This window comes from Streptomyces sp. B1I3, from assembly GCF_030816615.1.
Taxonomy (GTDB): Bacteria; Actinomycetota; Actinomycetes; order Streptomycetales; family Streptomycetaceae; genus Streptomyces.
The window spans coordinates 7,325,197-7,346,001 of record NZ_JAUSYD010000001.1 but is presented as its reverse complement, the minus strand read 5'-3'; the positions used below and the strand labels follow the sequence as shown (position 1 = coordinate 7,346,001).

16 protein-coding genes and 5 pseudogenes are annotated in these 20,805 nt (G+C 66.3%); 10 read left to right on the top strand and 11 right to left on the bottom strand.

Annotated features, from left to right (window positions below):
• Nucleotides 1–871: 871 nt before the first annotated feature.
• On the top strand, nucleotides 872–1,624 hold the full coding sequence (locus tag QFZ58_RS33375; protein ID WP_307128585.1) for a transposase family protein: 753 nt from the start codon (nucleotides 872–874) through the stop codon (nucleotides 1,622–1,624).
• Between the two features lie 13 nt (nucleotides 1,625–1,637).
• Here QFZ58_RS33375 and QFZ58_RS33370 read toward each other — a convergent pair whose 3' ends face one another.
• The gene (locus QFZ58_RS33370; RefSeq protein WP_307128584.1) at nucleotides 1,638–2,117 is read right to left on the bottom strand and encodes a hypothetical protein; all 480 of its coding nucleotides are present in this window, start codon (nucleotides 2,115–2,117) and stop codon (nucleotides 1,638–1,640) included.
• 8 nt (nucleotides 2,118–2,125) lie between these two features.
• On the opposite strand from QFZ58_RS33370, the gene QFZ58_RS33365 reads away from it, so the two are divergent.
• A complete protein-coding gene (locus QFZ58_RS33365) occupies nucleotides 2,126–2,509 on the top strand; it encodes a transposase (RefSeq protein WP_373428636.1) in 384 nt (127 codons plus the stop codon).
• Nucleotides 2,510–2,525: 16 nt separating this feature from the next.
• On the opposite strand, the gene QFZ58_RS33360 is transcribed toward QFZ58_RS33365, so the two are convergent.
• The gene (locus tag QFZ58_RS33360) at nucleotides 2,526–2,915 is read right to left on the bottom strand and encodes a signal peptidase I (RefSeq protein WP_307128583.1); all 390 of its coding nucleotides are present in this window, start codon (nucleotides 2,913–2,915) and stop codon (nucleotides 2,526–2,528) included.
• Between the two features lie 369 nt (nucleotides 2,916–3,284).
• On the opposite strand from QFZ58_RS33360, the gene QFZ58_RS33355 reads away from it, so the two are divergent.
• Nucleotides 3,285–5,582, top strand: coding sequence for a molybdopterin-dependent oxidoreductase (locus QFZ58_RS33355; protein ID WP_307128582.1), 2,298 nt, complete (start codon nucleotides 3,285–3,287; stop codon nucleotides 5,580–5,582).
• A 135-nt stretch (nucleotides 5,583–5,717) separates the two neighbouring features.
• A complete protein-coding gene (locus QFZ58_RS33350; protein ID WP_307128581.1) occupies nucleotides 5,718–6,269 on the top strand; it encodes an EF-hand domain-containing protein in 552 nt (183 codons plus the stop codon).
• Nucleotides 6,270–6,673: 404 nt separating this feature from the next.
• Here the strand turns inward: QFZ58_RS33350 and QFZ58_RS33345 are convergent.
• A pseudogene (locus QFZ58_RS33345) lies at nucleotides 6,674–6,856 on the bottom strand (DUF6531 domain-containing protein); the annotation flags it as partial.
• A gap of 128 nt (nucleotides 6,857–6,984) precedes the next feature.
• Entirely contained in the window at nucleotides 6,985–7,119 is a 135-nt protein-coding gene (locus QFZ58_RS33340; protein WP_307128580.1) for a hypothetical protein, read from the bottom strand.
• A 237-nt stretch (nucleotides 7,120–7,356) separates the two neighbouring features.
• Here QFZ58_RS33340 and QFZ58_RS33335 point away from each other — a divergent pair, with 237 nt between their 5' ends.
• The gene (locus QFZ58_RS33335) at nucleotides 7,357–7,953 is read left to right on the top strand and encodes a hypothetical protein (RefSeq protein ID WP_307128579.1); all 597 of its coding nucleotides are present in this window, start codon (nucleotides 7,357–7,359) and stop codon (nucleotides 7,951–7,953) included.
• Nucleotides 7,954–8,035: 82 nt separating this feature from the next.
• Here QFZ58_RS33335 and QFZ58_RS33330 read toward each other — a convergent pair.
• From QFZ58_RS33330 to QFZ58_RS33320, 3 genes and pseudogenes are all read right to left on the bottom strand, one after another.
• Nucleotides 8,036–8,182: pseudogene (locus QFZ58_RS33330) on the bottom strand (IS5/IS1182 family transposase); the annotation flags it as partial.
• A gap of 124 nt (nucleotides 8,183–8,306) precedes the next feature.
• Nucleotides 8,307–9,296 carry a 2Fe-2S iron-sulfur cluster-binding protein gene (locus tag QFZ58_RS33325; RefSeq protein WP_373428635.1) on the bottom strand — a complete coding sequence of 330 codons (990 nt, stop codon included), beginning with the start codon at nucleotides 9,294–9,296 and terminating at the stop codon, nucleotides 8,307–8,309.
• Nucleotides 9,297–9,337: 41 nt separating this feature from the next.
• Nucleotides 9,338–10,426 carry an aromatic ring-hydroxylating dioxygenase subunit alpha gene (locus QFZ58_RS33320; RefSeq protein WP_307128577.1) on the bottom strand — a complete coding sequence of 363 codons (1,089 nt, stop codon included), beginning with the start codon at nucleotides 10,424–10,426 and terminating at the stop codon, nucleotides 9,338–9,340.
• A gap of 161 nt (nucleotides 10,427–10,587) precedes the next feature.
• On the opposite strand from QFZ58_RS33320, the gene QFZ58_RS33315 reads away from it, so the two are divergent.
• From QFZ58_RS33315 to QFZ58_RS33295, 5 genes and pseudogenes are all read left to right on the top strand, one after another.
• The gene (locus tag QFZ58_RS33315; protein WP_307128576.1) at nucleotides 10,588–11,496 is read left to right on the top strand and encodes a LysR family transcriptional regulator; all 909 of its coding nucleotides are present in this window, start codon (nucleotides 10,588–10,590) and stop codon (nucleotides 11,494–11,496) included.
• Nucleotides 11,497–11,761: 265 nt separating this feature from the next.
• Nucleotides 11,762–12,148 carry a S9 family peptidase gene (locus tag QFZ58_RS33310; RefSeq protein WP_307129084.1) on the top strand — a complete coding sequence of 129 codons (387 nt, stop codon included), beginning with the start codon at nucleotides 11,762–11,764 and terminating at the stop codon, nucleotides 12,146–12,148.
• 55 nt (nucleotides 12,149–12,203) lie between these two features.
• Nucleotides 12,204–13,134 (top strand): annotated as a pseudogene (locus QFZ58_RS33305) (IS5 family transposase).
• Nucleotides 13,135–13,222: 88 nt separating this feature from the next.
• Entirely contained in the window at nucleotides 13,223–13,885 is a 663-nt protein-coding gene (locus QFZ58_RS33300; protein WP_307128575.1) for a hypothetical protein, read from the top strand.
• Between the two features lie 592 nt (nucleotides 13,886–14,477).
• Nucleotides 14,478–15,068 (top strand): annotated as a pseudogene (locus tag QFZ58_RS33295) (transposase family protein); the annotation flags it as partial.
• Nucleotides 15,069–16,008: 940 nt separating this feature from the next.
• Here QFZ58_RS33295 and QFZ58_RS33290 read toward each other — a convergent pair.
• The 4 genes and pseudogenes from QFZ58_RS33290 to QFZ58_RS33275 form a co-directional block, all read right to left on the bottom strand.
• The gene (locus tag QFZ58_RS33290) at nucleotides 16,009–17,244 is read right to left on the bottom strand and encodes a PP2C family protein-serine/threonine phosphatase (protein WP_307128574.1); all 1,236 of its coding nucleotides are present in this window, start codon (nucleotides 17,242–17,244) and stop codon (nucleotides 16,009–16,011) included.
• A gap of 862 nt (nucleotides 17,245–18,106) precedes the next feature.
• Nucleotides 18,107–18,448, bottom strand: a pseudogene (locus tag QFZ58_RS33285) (N-acetyltransferase family protein); the annotation flags it as partial.
• A 134-nt stretch (nucleotides 18,449–18,582) separates the two neighbouring features.
• Nucleotides 18,583–18,951 carry an STAS domain-containing protein gene (locus QFZ58_RS33280; RefSeq protein ID WP_307128573.1) on the bottom strand — a complete coding sequence of 123 codons (369 nt, stop codon included), beginning with the start codon at nucleotides 18,949–18,951 and terminating at the stop codon, nucleotides 18,583–18,585.
• Entirely contained in the window at nucleotides 18,948–20,396 is a 1,449-nt protein-coding gene (locus QFZ58_RS33275; protein ID WP_307128571.1) for a PP2C family protein-serine/threonine phosphatase, read from the bottom strand. The genes QFZ58_RS33280 and QFZ58_RS33275 overlap by 4 nt, the downstream gene beginning before the upstream one ends.
• Nucleotides 20,397–20,805 lie beyond the last annotated feature (409 nt).

Below are 20,805 nucleotides of genomic sequence, written 5' to 3'. Positions count from 1 at the left end.
TTGCCACATGGCTTCGAGCGAGTCTGTTGGCCCCACGGGAACGACTGGTCGGGGGCCGTTCACCTGGCGGTGGGTGTGGGATTCGAACTCACGGTGACATCGCTGCCACGATGGTTCTCAAGATTGTCACCGTGAGCGGGCCGCATCGCGCGCCCCAATGATGAGAGTCTGCGCCTCCATGACCACATCACGGAGGCGTCCCGGCTGAACACCTTCGCGTGCCATCCACTCATCGAGGCGGGGATGGAGGTATCTGACCGCCCACGGCCCGGGGCGCCTCAACATTGAGCGGCTGACCGAGATCTCTTCCTGGATCTCCCGACGCAGCTCGTCTGTCCAACCCTGCTCGCGATCAGCGCTTCCCAGCGGAGTTTTTAGGGCGACCACGGCCTCGCCGAGGGACTCTCGCAGATCCATGGGCTCTCCAATCTAAGCATCCCGACTCGTGAGCTATCGCGCCTCCCCGACGTTGGCGTACAGCAGCGGAGTACCGCAACCACAGCAACCCTCTCCGTCCGCCACCGTGATCTCCGAGTGGAGTCGCCCGTAGAACGGACATCGCCCCAGCGCCATGGGCTGTAGCGAGCGACATCACGCGGCGAATCTCAGTAGTCCTCTGCAGAAACCGACGGTCGACCAGGGTCTTCGCTCTGCCGGGTTGACGGCTCGGCGAGAGGACAGGCACGGGCTTCCAAGATCATGGAGTTCTCTACGCCCCGTGCCCTGCCTGGAAGACCGCGCCTGCCGACGCATCATTGAGCCTTTTCCAATCTGGTGGTGGTGTCCGCGCGTTGGACGGTCCTGCACAACGACGAAGCTGCTGGTAGACGGGTTCTCGATCATGATCACCCTTGTCTGCCAGGAGCTGCGCGTGCTTGTTTACCCATCCTCGATTGATCTGTCCGGCCGCACCTTGCGGTTCCTGACCGGACGACTGGCTGCCAGACGGCAGGACATCGGAACGCGGTGGCGACGCCTTCCCGCCGCGCGACAAGCACTACTCGCCCTGGCCCACCTGCGGTGCGGTGACACCTATGCCCAGCTGGCCTCCGGGTTCGGCATCGGAATCGCGACTGTCTACCGCTACATACGTGAAGCCGTCGAGGCCCTGGCCGTCCTCGCCCCCTCCCTGGCCGAGGCGATGCGGACGATCCGGCAGAAGGCGTTCGTCATCCTGGACGGCACCCTGCTGCCGATCGACCGCATCGCCGCTGACACCCCCTACTACTCCGGGAAGCACAAGCGCCACGGCATGAACGTGCAGGTCCTCACCGATCCGTTCGGACGGCTTCTCTGGGTCTCGCCGGCTCTGCCCGGCTCGACTCACGACCTGACCGCCGCGCGACACCACGGGATCATCGCAGCCCTTACTGAAGCAGGACTCCGGTGCTGGGCGGACAAGGCGTATCAAGGCGCCGGCGGACCCGTCCGCGTACCGTTTCGGGGGCGGCACCTCAAGCGGTGGAAGCATCGCCACAACACCACCCACGCCAAGATCCGCTGTCTCGGCGAGCAGGCCATGGCCACCCTCAAGGGCTGGCGCCTCCTACGCAAGCTCCGCTGCAGCACCAACCGAATCACTGACGTCGTGAAGGCCGTCCTCGTCCTCCACCACGCATCATGAGGTTGGGCATCGCTCAGTACGTCAGCCACTCCGTGTCGGGGATCAAGTTCTCGATCAATTCCTGGCCTCGCATAGCCCACCGGGGCGCAAGGAACACTGGGCGACAGCGGGCATGGTCACCGTTCTGCTGGCAGCGCAGGACCAATCCCAAACTGAGGAGATACGGCTCCCCGCGGGGCCCGAAGCGCAGGCCATCGACATACTCGGGCAGAGACGGGCCCTCAAGTGTTGACGCCGTCTCCTCGAGCCAGGGTTCGAGTTCCGAGGGCAGCCGGCCAACCAAAGGAGTGCCGTCGATGCTGACCTGTGGGCCCCGGCAGGCGTCCACAGCTACTGCAGCCGAGGTCTGGGTCTCCTGGTCGTAATAGGTGTCGATGCCGACTCCATAGAAGGGATACCAACGCGCGTACTTCTTGACATCCCACGCATCAATCGGCTCGCCCAGAGCGGCTGAGACTTCCTCCTTGCTCTGACCGAACTGTATGGGCCCCACGGACTTCAATGGGATCCACGTCCACTCAGTTCGAACCGGTGCTCGAGAAAGTCCGCGTGCCCCGCATCGGGGCGGGCCGGCCACGCGTCCGTCCCGATCGGGTGCGTGCGGACAAGGCGTACGCCTCCCGCAAGAACCGCGCGTACCTGCGTCGTCGGGGGATCCGCTGCACCATCCCAAACAAGGTCGACCAGGGGCGTAATCGCCGGAAGCTCGGCTCCCGCGGTGGCCGACCGCCACACTTCGACCCGGTCGACTACCATGAGCGTCACGCGGTCGAATGCGGGATCAACCGCCTCAAGAGGCACCGCGCCGTCGCCACGCGATACGACAAACTCGCGGTCCGCTACGAGGCGACCGTCCTCGTTGCTGCCATCAAAGAGTGGCTGTGACCATCGCCCATTCGTGTCAGGTCCCCAGTTGCGCCTGGTCCTTCCCAGTCGCTACATAGCCGGGCACGGACGGCCATCGGACAGTCAGTACCACCGACTCTTCCTCCGCGAACCACGAGTGATCGACTCCCCGCCCCCACACAACGTAATCACCCTGCTCCTCCAGAAGGACGCTGCGGCCGGGCAGTTCGACGCGGAAGCGGCCGCTGATGAGAACCAGGAGAGCCGTGCGTTCCTCGCCCCTCACCCACTGCGATCGCTCATCGGCACGGGGGTGGACACCCCATTTGATCTCTACGGCCTCGCTGTGGCGCGGGTCGTCTACGTCCCTGAAGTGCCCGAGGAGCCATCCTCGGTCCAGTGCCGCATCCTTGCCCGCGTTACCCACGTACACGCTGTCACTCACGTGGCGAAACGCTAACAGCCGCTCTCGTGCTCGCAATCAGCGCTTTCGATACACGCCCTAGAAGTGAAACCGAAGCCGGATCGAGAAGGCCTGCCCTGAGCCCATCGGGTAGGCCTTCATCGCCCTCACGTCGTCATCCCTCGGGTTCCCCGCAGACGCCAGCGACCGACCACCCGCGCCGCGCACCTCCCCATGGGCCGGAGCATCAGCCATGACAGATCGCGCGCACCGACGCGGTTGGGTGGCAGCCCGCAGGGGAAGTCTCCGTCCCTCGGACCGTCGACTGGGGTGCGGGCCCTTGACGTAGACAGCCGCTGTCGAGAGCAGTGGAACCTTCAGGGATGGGGTTGATGCGTGGTGGAACGACGCATGTCGGTTGCGACGCACTGGGGCAGTTTTGTCGCGGTGGTCGATTCCGGTCGGTTGGTGCGCATTGAGCCGAGGGGTGACGATCCCGCGCCGTCGCTTATCGGCCCCGGAATGGTGAGAGCGGCCGACGACAGCGCTCGCGTGTTGCGCCCCGCGGTGCGCAAGGGCTGGCTGAACGGCCTGCCGCGCGCCCACGACACGGCCAGAGGCGTCGACGCCTTCGTGGAGGTGAGCTGGGACGACGCGATCACGCTGGTCAGCGATGAACTGCGTCGAGTGCGTTCACAGCACGGAGACAGCGCCGTGTTCGGCGGATCCTACGGGTGGGCGAGTGCGGGCGCGTTCCACAACGCACAGAGTCAGCTGCACCGGTTCCTGGCGTTGGGCGGGGGATACACCGACTCGCGCAACACGTACAGCACTGCGGCTCTGGAGGTCATCCTCCCTCATGTGATCGGCGGGCATCCGTGGAGCTACCAGTCCCGGATGCCGATGTGGGACGAGATCGCTGAGAACTGCGAGTTCGTGGTGGCGTTCGGCGGGCTGGCCCTGAAGAACAGCCAGATCAACCCGGGTGGGCTGGCCAGGCACCAGACGCAGGACCTGCAGCGCCGGTGCCGTGAGGCCGGGGTGCGGTTCGTGAACGTCAGCCCCATCCGCAGCGACACCGCCGGCTTCCTCGACGCCCAGTGGCTGCCCGTCATCCCCAACACCGACACCGCCGCGATGCTCGGCATCGCCCACACGATGCTGGTCAACGGGTGGCACGACGAGGAGTTCCTGCGCCGGTGCTGCATCGGGTTCGACCGCTTCGCCTCCTACCTGACCGGCGAGCTCGACGGCGTCCCCAAGGACGCCGCCTGGGCAGCGGAGATCACGGGCATCGGCCGCGACACGATCACCGACCTCGCCCGCCGCCTGACCACGCAGCGTTCCCTCATCATGGTCAACTACGCGGTGCAACGGGCAGACCACGGCGAACAACCGATCTGGATGTCCGTCGTGCTGGCCGCCATGGCGGGCTCGATGGGCCAGCCCGGCGGCGGCTGGGGCGCGGGTTACGCGACGATGGACGCGACCGGCGTGGCTCCAGGCCGCCCCTCCGTGGCCGCAGTACCCAAGGTCCGCAATCCCGTTCCGGACTTCATACCGGTCGCGAGGATCGCCGACACCCTGCTGCACCCGGGCAAGACCATCGACTACGACGGCCGTCGCCTCACGCTGCCCGAACTCCGCCTGGTCTACTGGTGCGGAGGCAACCCGTTCCACCACCACCAGGACCTGCACCGGTTGACCCGCGCATGGCAGACCCCTGACACGGTGGTGGTCCACGAAGCCTGGTGGAACACCACAGCCAAGTTCGCAGACATCGTCCTTCCCGTCGCCACCACCTTGGAGCGCGACGACTTCGCCGCCGGATTCTCCGACCCCCACCTCGTCGCGATGCCGAAGGTCCGCGAACCGGAGGGCGAGTCGCGCACCGACCACCAGATCTTCGCCGCCCTGGCCTCCCGGCTCGGATACGAGCAGGAGTTCACTCAGTCGCGCTCCGAGATCGAATGGGTCCGACACCTCTACGAGCAGACGAGGGCCGAACTCGGCGACGACGCCGCCCTGCCGGGCTTCGACAACTTCTGGCGCAGCTCCACCGCCCAGCTGCCGGCGCTGACCGGACCGTTTCCCGGGAGCTTCGAGGCGCTCCGCGCAGATCCGCAGAGCTTCCCCCTGCCGACGCCCTCGGGTCGAATCGAGATCTTCTCCCAAGAGATCGACTCGTATGGTTATGACGACTGTCCGGGGCATCCGACGTGGTTGGAACCAGCCGAGTGGCTCGGTGCCGGTCTGGCGGACCGGTTCCCGCTGCACCTGATCTCGAACCAGCCCGCCTCACGCCTGCACAGCCAGTACGACAACGGCGGCCACAGCCTCAGCTCAAAGATCCGTGGCCGTGAGCCCGTGACGCTCAACCCGCTTGACGCCGCGTCGCGCGGCATCGAGAACGGCATGATCGTCCGCGTCCACAACGACCGGGGAAGCTGCCTGGCAGGCGCAGTCCTGTCGGACGACGTCATGCCAGGCGTCGTGCAACTGTCCACAGGAGCGTGGTGGGACCCGGTCCAGCCGGGCATGAGCGGAACCCTGGACCGCCACGGCAATCCGAACGCCCTCACAGCCGACCGGGCGTGCTCACACCTGTCCCAGGGCCCCAGTGCCCTCAGCGCCCTGGTCGACGTCGAGCTGTACGGCGAGGCCCTTCCTGACGTGCTCGCTTTCACATCACCACACCTCGAACACTGACACGAAGACCCCCTGCCTTCTCGGGCACGTTTCCACATCCGCCCTCGTCAAGCGCGTAGCAGACCGGCCCGGGCCGCCGAGAGGCGATCGCCTGCTGTTTGCGCTTGTGTAATGACATGATTACGGTGCGCATTCATGACTGCACTTCAAGACCTCAAGTACGCCCAGTGGTTCAGGGGCGCCGACGTCGACGGCGACGGATTCATCACCCAGCGGGACGTCCGCATGATGAGCGAGCGGTACATCGCCGCCCGTAACACTGCGCCGGACTCCGCGACCGCCCGCCAGCTCACCGAAGGGCTCGACGGGTTCTGGACCAACGTGATCGCCCCGATGGACCAGGACGGCGACGGGAAGATCGATCTGCGGGAGATGACCGAAGGGTTCAAGCGGGCCCTGACCGACCCCGCCCTCTACCCGCAGCAGATCGAGCCGGTGACCAACTGCTTCTTCGACCTCGTCGACCTCAACGCGGACGGCACGATCGACCAGGCCGAGTTCCAGCAGATGTTCGACTCCGTCGCCGCCGTTCCCAGCGAGGACTGCGCCGCCGTCTTCACCGCTCTGGACCGGGACGGCTCCGGAGCGCTGAACCGCACCGAATTCCACCAGGCACTCACCGAGTTCTTCTACGGCAACGACCCAAACGCACCTGCCAACCACCTCTTCGGCACGGTCGCCGGCTGACGCCTACAGAGACGGCCCTAAACCCGCACGTCCGCATCACTGCGGGTGTGGACGTGCGGCGTGAAGGCCTCACCAGGCAGCCCCCACCGTCGAACCAGAGACTGCAACGGCGGACATGGCCCGAGAACCCCGCAGCCGCAGCCCTACTTGTAGTCCACCCCGACGACCTTGCCGGGCATGACCGCAGTGTTGCCGTCCAAGAACGCGATCCGGCTGAGACCCTCGGCATTCTCGCCAAGAGGCTGAAGCAGCTCCGCGTCGGAGGGCGTGGCGGCCTGGGCTGGGATCGTGAACACGAAGAGGGCCGCGACCAAGGACACCATGGCGAGTGCGCGTCCTGAGTTCGTCATGATCCTTTCAACGATCGCGGTGGTGCCCGGATACGCCCTCTGCCGGGCACCCGCCCCGGCCGGGGCGTCCAAGGAGTTGTAGGTGCGCGCGAGCTGGAGGCTCTGTCCGACCCCGGCGATGTCGAAGTCGGTCCCCGCGAGCATCAGGTTGCCCGTCGAGTAGTCCACCCGCGCCACTAACGCGTCGGTTCCCGGACCAACCCCTCGGGAACCGTGGTGCGCAGCAGGCCCGCCCACGGTCGGTGCCTCGGTGCGCGTACGGCCAGCATTGTCGGACGTGGTCCGGCAGGCCGGTACCGCCCGCCAGCGGCCGCCTTGTCGGGATGCGTTCAGGTTCGGACGGGGGCGGGCACGACGTCGCGGACCTACTCGGCGAGCTTCCCGGCCTCCTCCCCCAGGTCCTGTTCGCGGCCGTGGTGGTGTTTCTGGGCGGTGCGGCGGACGGCGGCGGCGATCGTGAGGAGCAGCCGGACCGACATCGCGGCGGTCTGGCCGGGCACAGGCCGGTATAGGTCTCTGTGATGGATCCGCCCCGGAACCGGCCCGGTGCCTCACCTTTCCAGAGCCCCCGTCACCCTCTTCGTGACCTCGCGATCGACGGACTCCCGCGGACGCGACCTGGAGCCCGTCCTGGCACACGGATCAGGAGGATGCGGCGACAGCCGCCGCATACCAGCCTCTTGCCGGCACCGCTGTAACGTTGACGTGGATCTTGTTTCGACCTTCGGAGAGTGCCCATGTACGACGAACGGCTCGCCGAGTTCTCTCGCGAGCGGCTGGGCGGTCGCCCGATACCCGACGATCTGCGCGTGCTGTTGGTGGCGCAGTGGCAGGGGCACACCCACTTCACCCACCTTCTCGACCTCGAGTTCTTCGAGGCGGGAGAAGTGCACCCGCTCCTGGACACCAGCTATCTGAGTGAAGAGGAACGCGCGGACCCGGAAATGCAGGCCGTGAACGCCGCAGCCGCGGAGATGGCCACGTACGTCAAGCTCGTGGCGAAGGGCGGAAAGGGGTGGATCGGCTACTGGCTGCATCCCGACGAAGCGGCGGATCGCGCCTGGCGTCTCATAGAGCTGGACACGGAGTTCACCTTCTGGAGCCTGGTAGGTGTGACTCTGGCCGAGGGGGTCGCGGCCGAGCGGGCAAGCTACCAGGATGAGCCCGACGAACGCACCGCGTTCTCGCAACTGGTCACCGAAATAGCCGAGTTCGGCCTGCCGCTGAGCACCCATGACTACGACGCCCTCGATGACACCGCGTGCAAGGTGGATGCGGGGAAGCTCATGGAGGAGCTGATCGACGCGGAACGCGCGAAGCGCGGTCTCCGCTGAACGCGAAGACGCCGGCGCCCCGGGCGCCCCGGGCGCGCCGGACCGTCGACCGTCGACCGTCGACCGGCCAGGCTCTCCCCTGGCGATCACTCGCAGGGAGCGGCCGCCCCCATCCGCAGCCCTCGCCACCACGTTCCCGGACCGCCCGCAGCAGCCGGCCTAACTGATCGACCCGCAACCCCGTGAACGTCTCCACCCACACCCGATCGGCCCTCAACACCCCAGCCAAACAACGGAGATGCCCAGTTCACGGCCTTTTGCAACACCTTTTAGATGTTCCTCCGGTGCGCGATGAGAGGCTGAACGTCAGGGATCGAGATCGACACTGTCTCGTCCTGTGCGGGGAGGGCTCTTCAGAGTTCAAGTACGAGACGCGGGCAGGCCGCGCGTGAGACACAGATAAGCATGGTCTCGTTACTCGCCCGTTCCTCGGGAGTGAGCAGAGAGTCACGGTGGTCGATTTCTCCCTGGATGACCGCCGTCTCGCAGGTACCGCACGTGCCCTCCTGGCAGGAGTAGAGCACCTCGACGCCGGCGTCTTCCACCACCTCGAGGATGGAGCGGTCTGGCGGTACCGTCACCGTCATCCCACTGACAACCAGTTCGACCTCGAATGACTGCGCCGACGGTGTATCGCCGAGTTGGCGGGCAGTGAACCGCTCGGTGCGCAGCGTGACGTCCTTGCGTTCGGCACAACGTGTCCCCAGCGCCTCGAGCAGGGGCGCCGGTCCGCAGGAGTACACGCTCACGCCGGCACCGGCTACATCGAGAACGTGATCGAGGTCGATGAGCCCGACCTCGTCCTCGGGATAGGCGGTCACGAGATCGCCGAACGCTTCGAGATCGGACAGGAATGCCATCGACGTCCTGGAGCGGCCGCCGTAGTGCAGTTCCCATTTCGCGCCGGCCCGCTCCGCTGCGGCGACCATGGGGAGGATCGGAGTGACGCCGATCCCTCCAGCGATGAACACATACCGTTCGGCGGGAACCAGCGGGAACCGATTGCGCGGGCCGCGCACCTGGATCAGAGCGCCTGCTTGCAACTCGTCGTGGACGCGAGCGGACCCGCCCCGGCCTTCGGGTACGCGCAGGACGGCGATTCTCCAGGTGGGAGCTTCAGGATCGCCACACAGCGAGTACTGCCGTATCAGACCACCGGGCAATCGCAGGTCGATGTGGGCTCCCGGCTCCCACTGGGGCAGCGGTCCGCCCTGAGGGTCCTCCAGTTCGAGGACGACGACGTCGTCCGCCTCGATCGTCCGGTCGGCCACGCGCACGGTCAACTCGGTCTCGGTCGCTTCGTCTCGCAAGGAGACCTCCTCTACTCCTGCGTCCCTCCTCATCCTGCGGTGAAGAGGTGCGCGTCAATGGACCCTCACGGGCGTCAGACTGTCGCGGGGGCCTGGTCGGCGGCTGTCGCAGAGACCGCCTGCTCCTCGACCAGCCGCTCCTCGATCTTGGCGCGCATACGCAGGGCGGCCCGGTCGAACTGCTGTGCCCGCTCCGCCCACTTGGCACTCTCGGGCGTCGACTCGATGAACTCCAGCGCGGCCTTGTCCTGGACCGGGATGATCTGGTTCGCCCCTATGAAGAACTCGTCCAGCTCCCGGTCCCCGACCCGGAAGTCGCGTGACTCCTGTACCCAGTAGTGCGTCGTGTTCTCCGTCTCCGGCGTCACGGCGTGGATGAAGAAGTTGCTGCCGAACCCTTCGGGCGACCCTTCGGGCAGTCGGTTGCCGGTCACGATGAGGGAAGGGCTGAAGTACTCGGACTGGTTGTCGTAGTAATAGGTTCCGCTGCCGGGCTCCGCTTTGTAGAGGGTCGCCTCCATGAACCCGATCGGCGCATTGTCCATGCGGCGGATGGCGCGCAGGGAATGTTCGTCCTCCTCGACGTCGAGGCGACGATCGGCGATGCTGACATCCTGCACGACGTCACCGTGCAGGTAGCTCAGGTGTGAGAGGTCCATCAGGTTCTCCAACAGCAGCATGTAGCGCCCCTGGATGACCTCGTAGTAGCAGTCCAGTCGGTGGTCCCAGGAGGGGTCGTAGAGTTCGGGCCGGTCCAGGGCCGGGAGCTTCGACGGGTCCGCCAGCTCGGGGTCACCGGTCCAGGCCCACACCCACCCGGCTTGTTCCACGACGGGGTAGGCGGTGACGCTGAGGAACCGGGAGGGCTTGGGTGACCCCGGGACGAAGGTGCAGGTGCCCGTGCCGTCGAAGCGGATCCCGTGGTAGCCGCACTGGATCTGGCCGTCCACGACCTGGCTTTCGCCGTCGCCCAGAGGATAGTTCCGGTGAGGACACAGGCCATGCAGCATCACGGCCTTGCCCTCCCCATCGCGGAAGATCACGACGGGACGGCCGAGAATGGTCCGTGCGACCGGCTTCTCGCCAAGCTCGGAGCCGGTTGCGACGACATACCACTCATTGCGCACCAGAGTCGTAGACAGCTGTGCCTTGAACGGATACATGTTGCACTCCCGGGGTGAGAGAAGATGATGACGGACACAGTGTCAGCGCTTGACAACCAGCCAGTCCATCAGGATCTGGCTTACTCTCGTTAAGGTACGCTTAACATTCCAGCCCGTGAGCATGATGGATCACCGCGGGAATGCATCAAGGGAAGGTCGACGTGGACCTCACCATTCAGCAGCTCCGTTACTTCCTGGCGGTCGCCGAGGAACGTCATTTCACCCGTGCGGCCGAGCGGTTGGTCATCACCCCCTCGGCCCTCAGCCAGCAGATCTCCTCGCTTGAGCGCCGGCTGAGGATCGACCTGTTTCTGCGGACCTCGCGGCAGGTGGACCTGACTCCGGCCGGTGCCCAGCTCCTTCCCATGGCCCGCAGGGCCGTGCTCGCGCTGGAGGACATCGAGGCTTGGAGAGCCGATTACGGGACCGGCCGCGCGACTTTCCGCATCGGAGCGCCAATCCTCACCCTGACGGGTTCACGGATCCTCGCCGCGGCCGTACGGCAGTTGACTGACCTTCAGGTCCAGGTCGAACGGTTCCCCTTCGGTGAAGAGCTAAAAGCTCTGCGAGGGGGCCGGATCGATGCGGCACTGGCGCCGATCATCGGCGAGCTCTCTCTATCCGGGTTCGAGTCCGTGCCGCTGTGGAGGGAGAGCCGAGTGCTGCTGGTCAGCAGCAGCCATCCTTTTGCCGAGCGCACGGAACTGAAACTGGAGGAAATCAGCGCCGAATGCTTCGTAGCGGTCGGCTCCGCCACCGATCAGGCGCTGTGGAGCGGGATCCCGCACGCCGACGATTTTGTGCCCCGGTATGGGCCGAGGGCCTCCTCGATGGAGGAGGTTCTGGACCTCTGCGCAGCAGGACTCGCCGTTCACATCGTGGGGGCGAGTGCAGTCGTAACGTACCCGAGACCAGATGTCCGGTTCATTCCGATCGTCGACACCTATGACCTGACGTGCTGCCTGGTACGACGCGCAACCCCCCCGACCGCCGCGATGAAGGCCTTCGAGGAACTGGCGATCGAGACGGTGAAGGCGCACGCTGCGGCTGACCACATCTCGCTTCCCTGAACCTGAAGGCCGTACACGGCGGGCCGCGCACCGGTCCATGTAGTAACGGTTAACGAGCGTGAAGAAGACGACATTTTGGCCTCCGTGAAGTGGTCCTATGCTCGCCGAAACCGGCCGGGGTGGAAGGGATTCCCTTGAGGGCCTTCTGCGGCCATGCCGCCGCCCCTTTTAACGTTCACGCCTTTCTCGCCGGCTGGTTCATGCAATAGTCCAGTGAGGAGCAGACAATGACGTTCGGACTTTTGCGGCCCGGGCAGAAGCCGAGCTGGAGCGGAGTTCTCCCCGGAGCTCCCGAGCCCTACTTTCTCAAGGACGGCGAGGGCGAGCGCTCCCAGCTGTACGACACGCTCGTCACCGTGCTGCTCAGCGCCGACGAGCCCCGCCATGTACGGTTCCGGCCGTGGCAGAGCAGGCCAGCCCAGCCGCACACGTCTCCGCGACCGCACCGCCGTTCCTGTTGGTGCACGACGCCGCCGTCCGGTTCGTCCCGCTCAAGCAGAGCGAGCGTCTTCACAGCGCTCTGCGTGAAACAGGTGCCGACGTCGAGCTGCAGGTCTATGAGGACGCCGACCACATGTGGCTCGGGTCGCCTCGGGCCGCGCAGCAAGCACTGGAGAGGACAGTCGACTTCTTCCGGCATCGATTGACCTAGGCACTGTTTCTCGGATCTCCTGACGTGGGTGGGCTGTTGGCGCCAGGCTGGCTGGATGGGTCGTGGGGATCTGACGAATGCAGAGTGGGATCGTCTGGAACCGTTCTTACCTCCTGGTGGTGCGCGTGGTGGTCGGTGGAGTGACCATCGTCGGGTAATCAACGGGATTCTCATCGAGTGCGGACCGGTGTGCAGTGGCGGGATCTGCCAACGCGGTTCGGACCGTGGGAGACGGTCTATAAGCGACATCGTCGCTGGTCAGCCGATGGAACTTGGCAGATGCTGCTGTCCCGTATCCAGGCATCCGAGGACGCGGCAGGAGGGATCGACTGGGAGGTATCGGTGGACTCCACATCCGCGCGGGCCCACCAGCACGCCGCCGGTGCGAGAAAGGTGCCTCCGGCTGCCATTCCTCAAAAGGGGGCCGTGCGGGGGACGAACCAGGTCGATCCGGTACTACTGAAACTGGCCGCCCGTCTGGAGGAGGTGGTCAGCTCGGCGAATGCCTGGGACGTTCCCGCGGCGGATTCACCACCAAGATTCACCTCGTCGCCGACGGGCGATGCCGGCCCCTCGGCCTCGTCCTGACACCCGGACACTACGGTGACGGGCCCCAGCTCGAGCGGGTCCTGGAGCAGATATCAGTGCCCCGAACAGGAGTCGGCCGGCCTCGCACCCGCCCCGACCATGTCCTGGCGGACAAGGCCTACACGTCCCGCAGAAACCGTCGCTACCTGCGACGACGCGGCATCCCGCACACCATCCCCGAACGCCGAGACCAGCAAAGACACCGCAAGAATCGAGGTTCCGGAGGCGGTCGACCCACCGGTTTCGACAGCGAGCGCTACAAGAAGCGCAACACCGTCGAACGCACCATCAACCGCCTCAAGGGGTACCGCGCCGTCGCCACCCGCTATGAGAAACGCGCTTACATCTACCTCGGCACCGTCACCTTCGCGGCACTCATGGTCTGGCTTCGAGCATGAGCCGAGAACCACGGCCTGCTCCGGCCTGTGCATGCAACGGAGGTAGATTTCTGCACCACAGGGTGATCACCGTAGAGGTAGGGCGACGATGAAAACGGATGCGGCGACAGCCAAGCAAGTAACGGCGGATTGGGCCCGCGCCTTCGACGGCTTCGACATCTGGCGCCCTTTGCGGCTGTTGCGCAGGGTTGGGCCCTTGGTTCAGGGAATCACTCTTGATCGTTCCACTTCGGGTGATGCCTATTTCCCGACCGTGCACATTCACGCATTGACGCGGCCGTTCCCAGTCATCTCTCTGGCCCTTGGTCAACGCTTGGCGTCAAGCTCGAAGATGCAGGAATCCATCAGGTTTACCGACCATGCGGAGGCATATCTGGACGCCGCCCGGCGCCTCGCCGGCCAGGCGCGATTGAGTGTCGATGCTCCGCCTACCGTCGGAGAGGTCGTCACTGAACTGCGCGCTTCCGCGATAGCCCAGCACGGTATGGGCTGGCCCCCCGCAGTAGAGGAGGTTGAAGACAGCATCCTCATCCCGTCGGCGAGTGGGGATAGGGAGCTGGCAGAGGAAGGGTTGCAACTTGCTCAAGACCTGGTGAAGAAGTGGCCTAAGCACAGGCTTCCCCCGGACTGGGTCGGCGAGAAGGCATGGATTACCTCCTTGAGTATGGAAGCAGACAATGTCGAGGGTCTGCGCGCCATTATTGAAAGTCAGGTCAGGGCGCACAAGTTGGCGAAAATCCGCCAGAGCTAACGTTTCGGCACAGGAACCTTGTGCTGCACGGATCCCTCATGATCCAAAGGGGGTCGGGTGCCAGATGGTGAATCATGATCCAAGAAACAGTGCCTAGTCCCGGATCGGCTTGCCCGCCGACGCTTCAGCGAAGGCGATCCGGCCGGTCGCAAGCATTGAATACCGTTGCCGGGAATCATCACGTTGGTGGTTTCGTCAGGGTTGAGGAACCGGGCGACATCGTCTGGCGTGCGGAACCGGGCTGTTGAGGCGGGAGACAGACACCGTTAGCTTCCAGGAGCGGGCGGACGTCTTTCACTGCACGGCTGATGGTCATGGCAGTAGTGTTGAACAGCTGGCCGAGAAACTCCTGAAGCGAGTGTTTCCGCAGGTAGAGGATGGTGACCAGCATCTTGAGGGCGGGGATGAGTGCGGGTTTGCGGCCGGCGGCCGGGGCGACGCGGCGTGGGCCGCCACGGGCGGCTTGGCGGACCTGTTCGCGGTGCTGTTCAAGCGCGGGGATGTGTCGGTGAGGTCGCTGAGATTCTTGCGGGGCATGCCGGTCAGCTGCAGGTCGTTGCGCTCGTGGAGTGGGTCACCATGCTCATCGTCCGCGAAGATCGCAGCCGGGTTCGGGATCAGCGAGTCGACCGCCCACGCCTACACCAGCTCGGTCGTCGACCTGCTCGCAGAGCGTGCACCGGGCCTGCTGAAGACGCTGCGCGAGCACGAACCCGAGTTCGTCCTACTCGACGGCACCCTCGCCGAGTGCGACAGGGTCGGCGACGGCCGGGCCAACTACTCCCACAAACACCGGCGCCACGGCGTGAACGTGCAGGTCGTCACCGACCCGGCAGCCAGTTGCTGTGGCTCTCACCGCCCTGCCGGGCCGCACCCACGACCTGACCGCCGCCCGCACCCACCGGATCATCCGCATCTGCGAGCGCCAAGGCGTTCCCATCCTGGCCGACCTCGCTTACCAGGGCGCCGGCCCATGGCTGACCACCGGCATCAAACGCAGACCCCTGCAGGAACTCACCCCCACCGAAAAGTCTCGCACTCAGGCACTGGCCGCAGCCCGAGCGCCCGTTGAACGCGGCGTCGCGAGGCTGCAGTCCTGGCGAATCTTCCGCAGGTCCCGATGCAGCCCCAACGGCATGACGTCAATCGCCAAGGCATCCTTACGCTGGAGGGGCAACGCTGAAGAAGCTCATTGATGAAATGTGTGGGCTGCATTGCAGGCACGCAATTCGCTAGATTGCTGGGCGTCTGAGTGTCCGCAATCGGTACGGCGAGCAATCTGCCCCACCGTCTGGGTACACCTGGTGGTTCTGGCCTGAAGGCCGGCGGACGGATGCTCGCCCCTGGGCGAAATGCGCGCCGCCTACTCGCACGAGTGACATACCGCGCGCCACAGGGCGCAAGGCCCTCTCCTCGGTCACGGTAGGCACATGCACCGCCCGTTCATCACGCTTGCCATCCGGCACCAGCCGTTCAACAATCCCCACCATGGCCAGCAGCCTACCCAACCAGTTGAGATGACTTCTAACTCGCCTCGCGCCACAACTATCCTCCCCAGAGAACTGCTGCCCGTCCGGGAGGGCCACGTCGACGCGTGGCGCCGCATCGGGTGACGGGAGGTCCGACGACGGAGGGCTGCCCATGGCCCCACCGTACGAGAGCCCGGCCGCTCCCGGGTGCTGGCTTCCGCTTCATCGCCTGAGCACGTTCTCGCTCTGGCGTCCGGGGATCTGAGCAGTGCTTCCTCAGCACGTGGGGAGACGACGGCGGGCGCCGCGTGAGAATGCCCAGCACAGTGAAACGAGAGTCAGCACCCTGGGGCCGCCGTCCGGATGGCGGCCCCAGGGTGCCTGCGACCCGTGGACGGCGCAGTGTCGGAGGTGTGGAGCCCTTCGATATCGCGCTGGCCAAGGCCGTCCCCGCGCTGCCCACCGGGCCGAGGCACTGGTTCGAGCCCAAGTTCGACGGTTCTCCGAACACGTCGCGATGTCTCATTCGGACAATTCTCAGATTCGCCCGTCGGGACCGGGGAAGTGTGAGGACCCACGTATCCAGGGGCAAAGCAAGGCGCGAGAGCTACTCACTGGCCGTCTGACACCGTTCAGAAGAGCGCCTGGGGACGGCTAATGCCTCATGCGACCGTCTGATGCTTGCTGAGTGTCCGCCCCGGAGCTGACGTGCCGATGGGTCTCCTGGGGGCCGTGCCAGTCCAGGCACATCACGGTGGCGTCGTCCTCGAGCCGACCGCCGGCGACGTCCCGGACTGCGGACGTCAGCGTCAGCGCGGCCTCCCGCGGATGCAGACCCCGGGTGCGCTTCAGCAGGGCGGGCAGGTCGACTTTTTCCCCATGACGTTCGAGCATGCCGTCGGTGAGCATGAGCAGACGGTCACCGGGGCGCAGATCGATGTCTTGAATGCGGTAGGGGTGGGAGGTGGTGGATACGGCCAGCCCGAAGGGATGGTCCACCTCACAGGTGATCGTCTCCGCAGTCCCCTCGCGCATGCGTAGTGGCCAGGGGTGTCCGGCGTTGACGAGCTGGGCCCGCCCGCTGTGGAGGTTGATACGTAGCAGCTGGCCGGTGGCGTGTCCGCGTCCGTGGGCGGCCAGTGCCTGATCGGCCCGTTGGGCCTGCTCGGCCAGGCCGGCCCCTGCGCGGCGGGCGCCGCGCAGGGCGCCCACCAAGACCGTGGCGGCCAGGGCGGCGTCGATGTCGTGGCCCATGGGGTCGGTCACCGACAGGTGCAGGGTGTCGCGGTCCAGGGTGTAGTCGAAGGTGTCGCCGCTGAGGTTTTCGGAGGGCTCCAGATTCCCGCACAGAGTGAACTGTGCGGCCTCGCACGACAGCGACGGGGGCAGCAGCTGGTACTGGATCTCTGCCGCCAAGGTAGGGGGGACGGAGCGTTTGCCCCAGGTGTAGAGGTCGGTGAAGCGGCCGTTGGCGATCACGATGTAGGCCAGGATGTGCGCCACTTCCCCGACCGCGTCAAGGACGTCCTCACCGGGGACGGCCGGCAGGAGCAGTTCCAGCAGCCCGATCGCGTCCCCCCGGTTGGTGACCGGCACGATCACACGCTGTCCCTGGCCCACCGCTTCCTGATACAGCCGCTGGGTACGGACCACTTCCTCGTAGACGCTTCCCGACAAAGGGATCCGCTCCGCCTCCCGCCCGCCCTCCGCGGCACCGGCGGTATACAGCCGGGCCACCGCTTTCCCCGTCAGGTCCACAATGAGGAAAGAGACCCGCCTGGCCCCGAACCGCCGCCGCAGGTCCTCCGCGATCACGTCGACGGCTTCCACCGGCGCCGCCGACTCCGCTGCCGTCAGCAGCCGGGGAAGCTCACTCTGCCCACCACTCACGACTACGGCCCCTTACACGGCCCCTCCCATCAGCATGGGGACCTCCACGGCGAGCGTCAACTTGTGGCCGGTAACGGTAAGTGACAACGGAAGGTGAGAAGCTGGCCGCGGGTCTGTTTGGCCGTATCCCACGCCCGACAGCCAGAGATGAGACGCCCACGGCCGTTTCGACGGGCCCGTGTCTCATGAGCCACGGCAAAGTCTGGAGAACGACGGTCACAGGTGATCATGCGCCGGACGAACGACTCGGTGATTCCGTACGCGCGGTCCGGGAGGGTCGTCACCTCGAACTGGATGGACCTGGCCCTGGCAGGATGGAGCTCGGCCCGGCCACCGTCCTGGACGGCGAAGCCGTCGTATGGCGTGGCGCCTGCCTCGACTTCGGCGCCGTGCAGTCCAAGCAGCATCATCACCAACCCCGGGCCCGGACCCTGACCTCCCAGCACCCCCTGTTGGGACGTCCTGCATCATCCCGACCCTCGATCGGGGAGATCGGGGACACCCGCGGGCTCCCGTACACCCAGCGCCGGGAGCTCCTCTGGGCCTGCTCTCCGATATCGGCCCTCCCCTCCAGCCCGTGCCGGCCACAGAGGACCGCACGGCCGCCCAGCACTGGCCACCACGAGGTGACCTCACGAACCAGCAGGGCCGAGGAATCCTCCGCGCTCGGCATCATGCTCACCTTCCGCCGCGACGGGCGTCGCCCCTGGGACACCAGCACCGTCCACGTCCACGGCGACTTGGAGCTGCCCGAGGAAGACCTGCGGATCTCCCGCGCGCTGTGGAACCACACCGCCGAGGACAGCTCGGCCGTCACCCAGGACCGAGACCGCCCCCTCGTCTGGCCCCGGGAGCAGACCGGTTACACCACAGTCGTGCTGCGGTGCTCGACGAACACCACGTTCCGCCATACACCTCGGTGCCGACCGATCCACTCATGGGTGCCGATCCCCCTGAACCCGGCCCGCGCCTGGACGACGAGGCTGGCGGCGTTCTCGGGGAAGATCCCGGACCGGATCGTCCAGATCCCCGCCGCCTCCGTCGGGACGACCAGCTCGGGCAGAGGCGACGTTCCAGCCGCGGGCGTCGGGACGGACGTAGACGGAGCACTCGACCATGCCCGTACACGCGCACCGGTCGGACACCTTCGACGCGGCGACCCAGCCCAGCACCCGGCCGGGCCGTCCAGCGCGGCGAAGCGGTGCCCGCACCCATGCGACAACGTCGTTCTCCAGGACCCGACCGGGTTCTGGAGAACGACGTCACGCGCCCCCGGATGCGTCAACAGCATCAGCGCTCTAGCTGGGCGGTAAAGGGGGCAGGGCTGCTCTGCTTGGGTCAGGCGGTGGTGCGGTCGTTGTGGTGCGTGCTCAAGGCGGCACCGACGCTGGGGTAGGTGGGCAGCAGACTGTCCATTCCGGTGGTGTGCAGCAGACGTCCCAGGCGATCGGGGACAGCGGCCAGGATCAGCGAGCCGCCGGCGTCTTTGGCGCAGCGCCAGATACCGACCAGAGCCCCGAGGCCGGAAGAGTCGCAGAAGGTGACACCTGTCAGGTCGGTGATCAGGTCGGGGTGGTCGCTTGCGATTAGCTCCAGCGCGCGGGCGCGTACGAGGGGGGCTGTGGCGACATCGAATTCACCGGTCAGGGCAATGACTGCTCGGGTGCCGTGCGTGTGCGTGACGTCGAGGTGGAATGCGGCGGTCATGAGCGTCGGTTCTCCTGTCCGACGAAGTTGCCGGCGGGGGCGGCGGCGCTATGGGCGGTGGCGGTGATGCCCATGGGTGCGGCGTCGGCGGTGGGAACGGACAGGGCCAGCACGGCAACGTCGTCGCGTTCGGTGTCGGGCAGGGTGTCCAGCAGTGCCACGGTGTCCTCGATGAGGGCGACGGCGCTGATGGGCCGGGGGCGTTTGGCCAGGAAGGCCGCCAGTCCGTCTTCGGTGAGCATCTCGCCGGCTGCGGTGCGGGCCTCGGTCAGCCCGTCGGTATACAGCAGCAGTCCTTGTCCGGGCTCGAGATGGAGGGTGCGTGAGGCGAAGGTGGCTTCGGCGAACGCGCCGACCAACATGCCTCCCTTGGCACGGACCTCCTCGACCCGCACACCGGCACCCTCGATGGGGCTGAGGTGGTAGGCGGGAGGGTGGCCGCCGGTGGCGACCTTGACGGTGAAGCTGCCGTCCGCGGACGGTTCGATCATACCGATGACGGCGGTGCAGAAACGGGTGCCGACTGCGGCGTCCAGCAGCAGTGCGGTGTTCAGCGCCTGCAAAGCAGCCGTCGGGTCGGCGTCGACCAAGGCCGCGGCCCGCAGCGTGTAGCGGGTCAGCGAGGTGATCGAGGCGGCTTCGGCACCCTTGCCGCACACATCACCCAGGAAGAACGCCCACCGGCCTCCGCCGACGGGAAAGACATCGTAGAAATCCCCGCCCACTTCCTGAGGGGAAGCGGTCTTGTAGTGACACGCCAGCTCCAGCCCGGGCACCGCCGGCAGCGCAGGAGGCACCAGAGTCCGCTGCAAAGTGGAAGCGAACTCCGTGATCGCCGCCTTGTCCCGCTCAGCGCGCCGGCGCGCCTCCGCCTCCACCTGGCGCCGTTCCTGCTCGGCGCGCACCGCATTCAGTGCGGACAGTCGCAGCTCCAGCTGGTCACGCACCATCGCCGCCAGATCCGCCAGGGTGTCGGCATCCGCCTCGTCCAGCTCGCGGGGGCGGGTGTCCAGGACATTGACCGTGCCCAGGCGATGCCCGTCGGCGGTGATGATCGGGGCAGCGGCATAAAACCGCACCCCCATCGGACCGGCGACCAGGGGGTTGGAGCGGGCGACCGGATCGGCCAGGGTGTCGGGGATGACCGTGGTGTCATCCCGGAGCACCGCCGAACCGCACAGACCGGGGTCCCGGCCGATCTGGGTGACACCGTCCAGACCGTGCGCGGCCTTGAACCAGATCCGGTCCTCGTCCACGATCGTCACGGTCGCCACCGGCATGTCGAACAGACGCGCGGCCAGCGCCGCGACCCGGTCGTAGGCGCCGTCGGGTGGGGTGTCGAGAATGTCATAGCGGCGCACCGCCGCCATCCGCGCCGCCTCCGCCGACACCGCAGGCGAAGGCCCGCTCGGTGTTATAACAGGCTCACTGGCTTGATCGGACATAGGCCTCGTCTCATTTTCCCCCCCGGAAAAGCGACTGCCAGACAGCTGACGCCTCAAGCAGCCTACTCACCCCTCTGAGTCTTCCCGGCCTCGGTAACACCCTGTCGCTCTCCCTGCCCGGTCCTCCTCACCAAGCGCACGAGAGGCATACGCAATGCACACCCCAGGCACACAGGTGAGCGAGGTATCAAGACCACCGCCCAGAATCATGACGACACACCGCCGCTGACAGCCGCGACCGTCGTAGTCGCCCTCGTGCCACGCAGATCGGCCGGAAACAGGGGCACACGGAGTACGAGGCCCACACCAAGACCCTGCCGTGGTCGGCACAGCCCATGACCGGGTGCGAAGCTGTCAAGCAGCTCCCCGGGCGGCAGCAACTTTCCCCGGCCGTTGCGCTGTGTGCCGG

What these genes read in the sequence shown, in the direction of transcription:
- QFZ58_RS33365 (WP_373428636.1), top strand. Translation starts at nt 2,126, where the DNA reads ATGGGATCCACGTCCACTCAGTTCGAACCGGTGCTCGAGAAAGTCCGC.
- QFZ58_RS33355 (WP_307128582.1), top strand. Translation starts at nt 3,285, where the DNA reads ATGTCGGTTGCGACGCACTGGGGCAGTTTTGTCGCGGTGGTCGATTCC.
- QFZ58_RS33350 (WP_307128581.1), top strand. Translation starts at nt 5,718, where the DNA reads ATGACTGCACTTCAAGACCTCAAGTACGCCCAGTGGTTCAGGGGCGCC.
- QFZ58_RS33335 (WP_307128579.1), top strand. Translation starts at nt 7,357, where the DNA reads ATGTACGACGAACGGCTCGCCGAGTTCTCTCGCGAGCGGCTGGGCGGT.
- QFZ58_RS33325 (WP_373428635.1), bottom strand. Translation starts at nt 9,296, where the DNA reads ATGAGGAGGGACGCAGGAGTAGAGGAGGTCTCCTTGCGAGACGAAGCG.
- QFZ58_RS33320 (WP_307128577.1), bottom strand. Translation starts at nt 10,426, where the DNA reads ATGTATCCGTTCAAGGCACAGCTGTCTACGACTCTGGTGCGCAATGAG.
- QFZ58_RS33300 (WP_307128575.1), top strand. Translation starts at nt 13,223, where the DNA reads ATGAAAACGGATGCGGCGACAGCCAAGCAAGTAACGGCGGATTGGGCC.
- QFZ58_RS33280 (WP_307128573.1), bottom strand. Translation starts at nt 18,951, where the DNA reads ATGACCGCCGCATTCCACCTCGACGTCACGCACACGCACGGCACCCGA.
- QFZ58_RS33275 (WP_307128571.1), bottom strand. Translation starts at nt 20,396, where the DNA reads ATGTCCGATCAAGCCAGTGAGCCTGTTATAACACCGAGCGGGCCTTCG.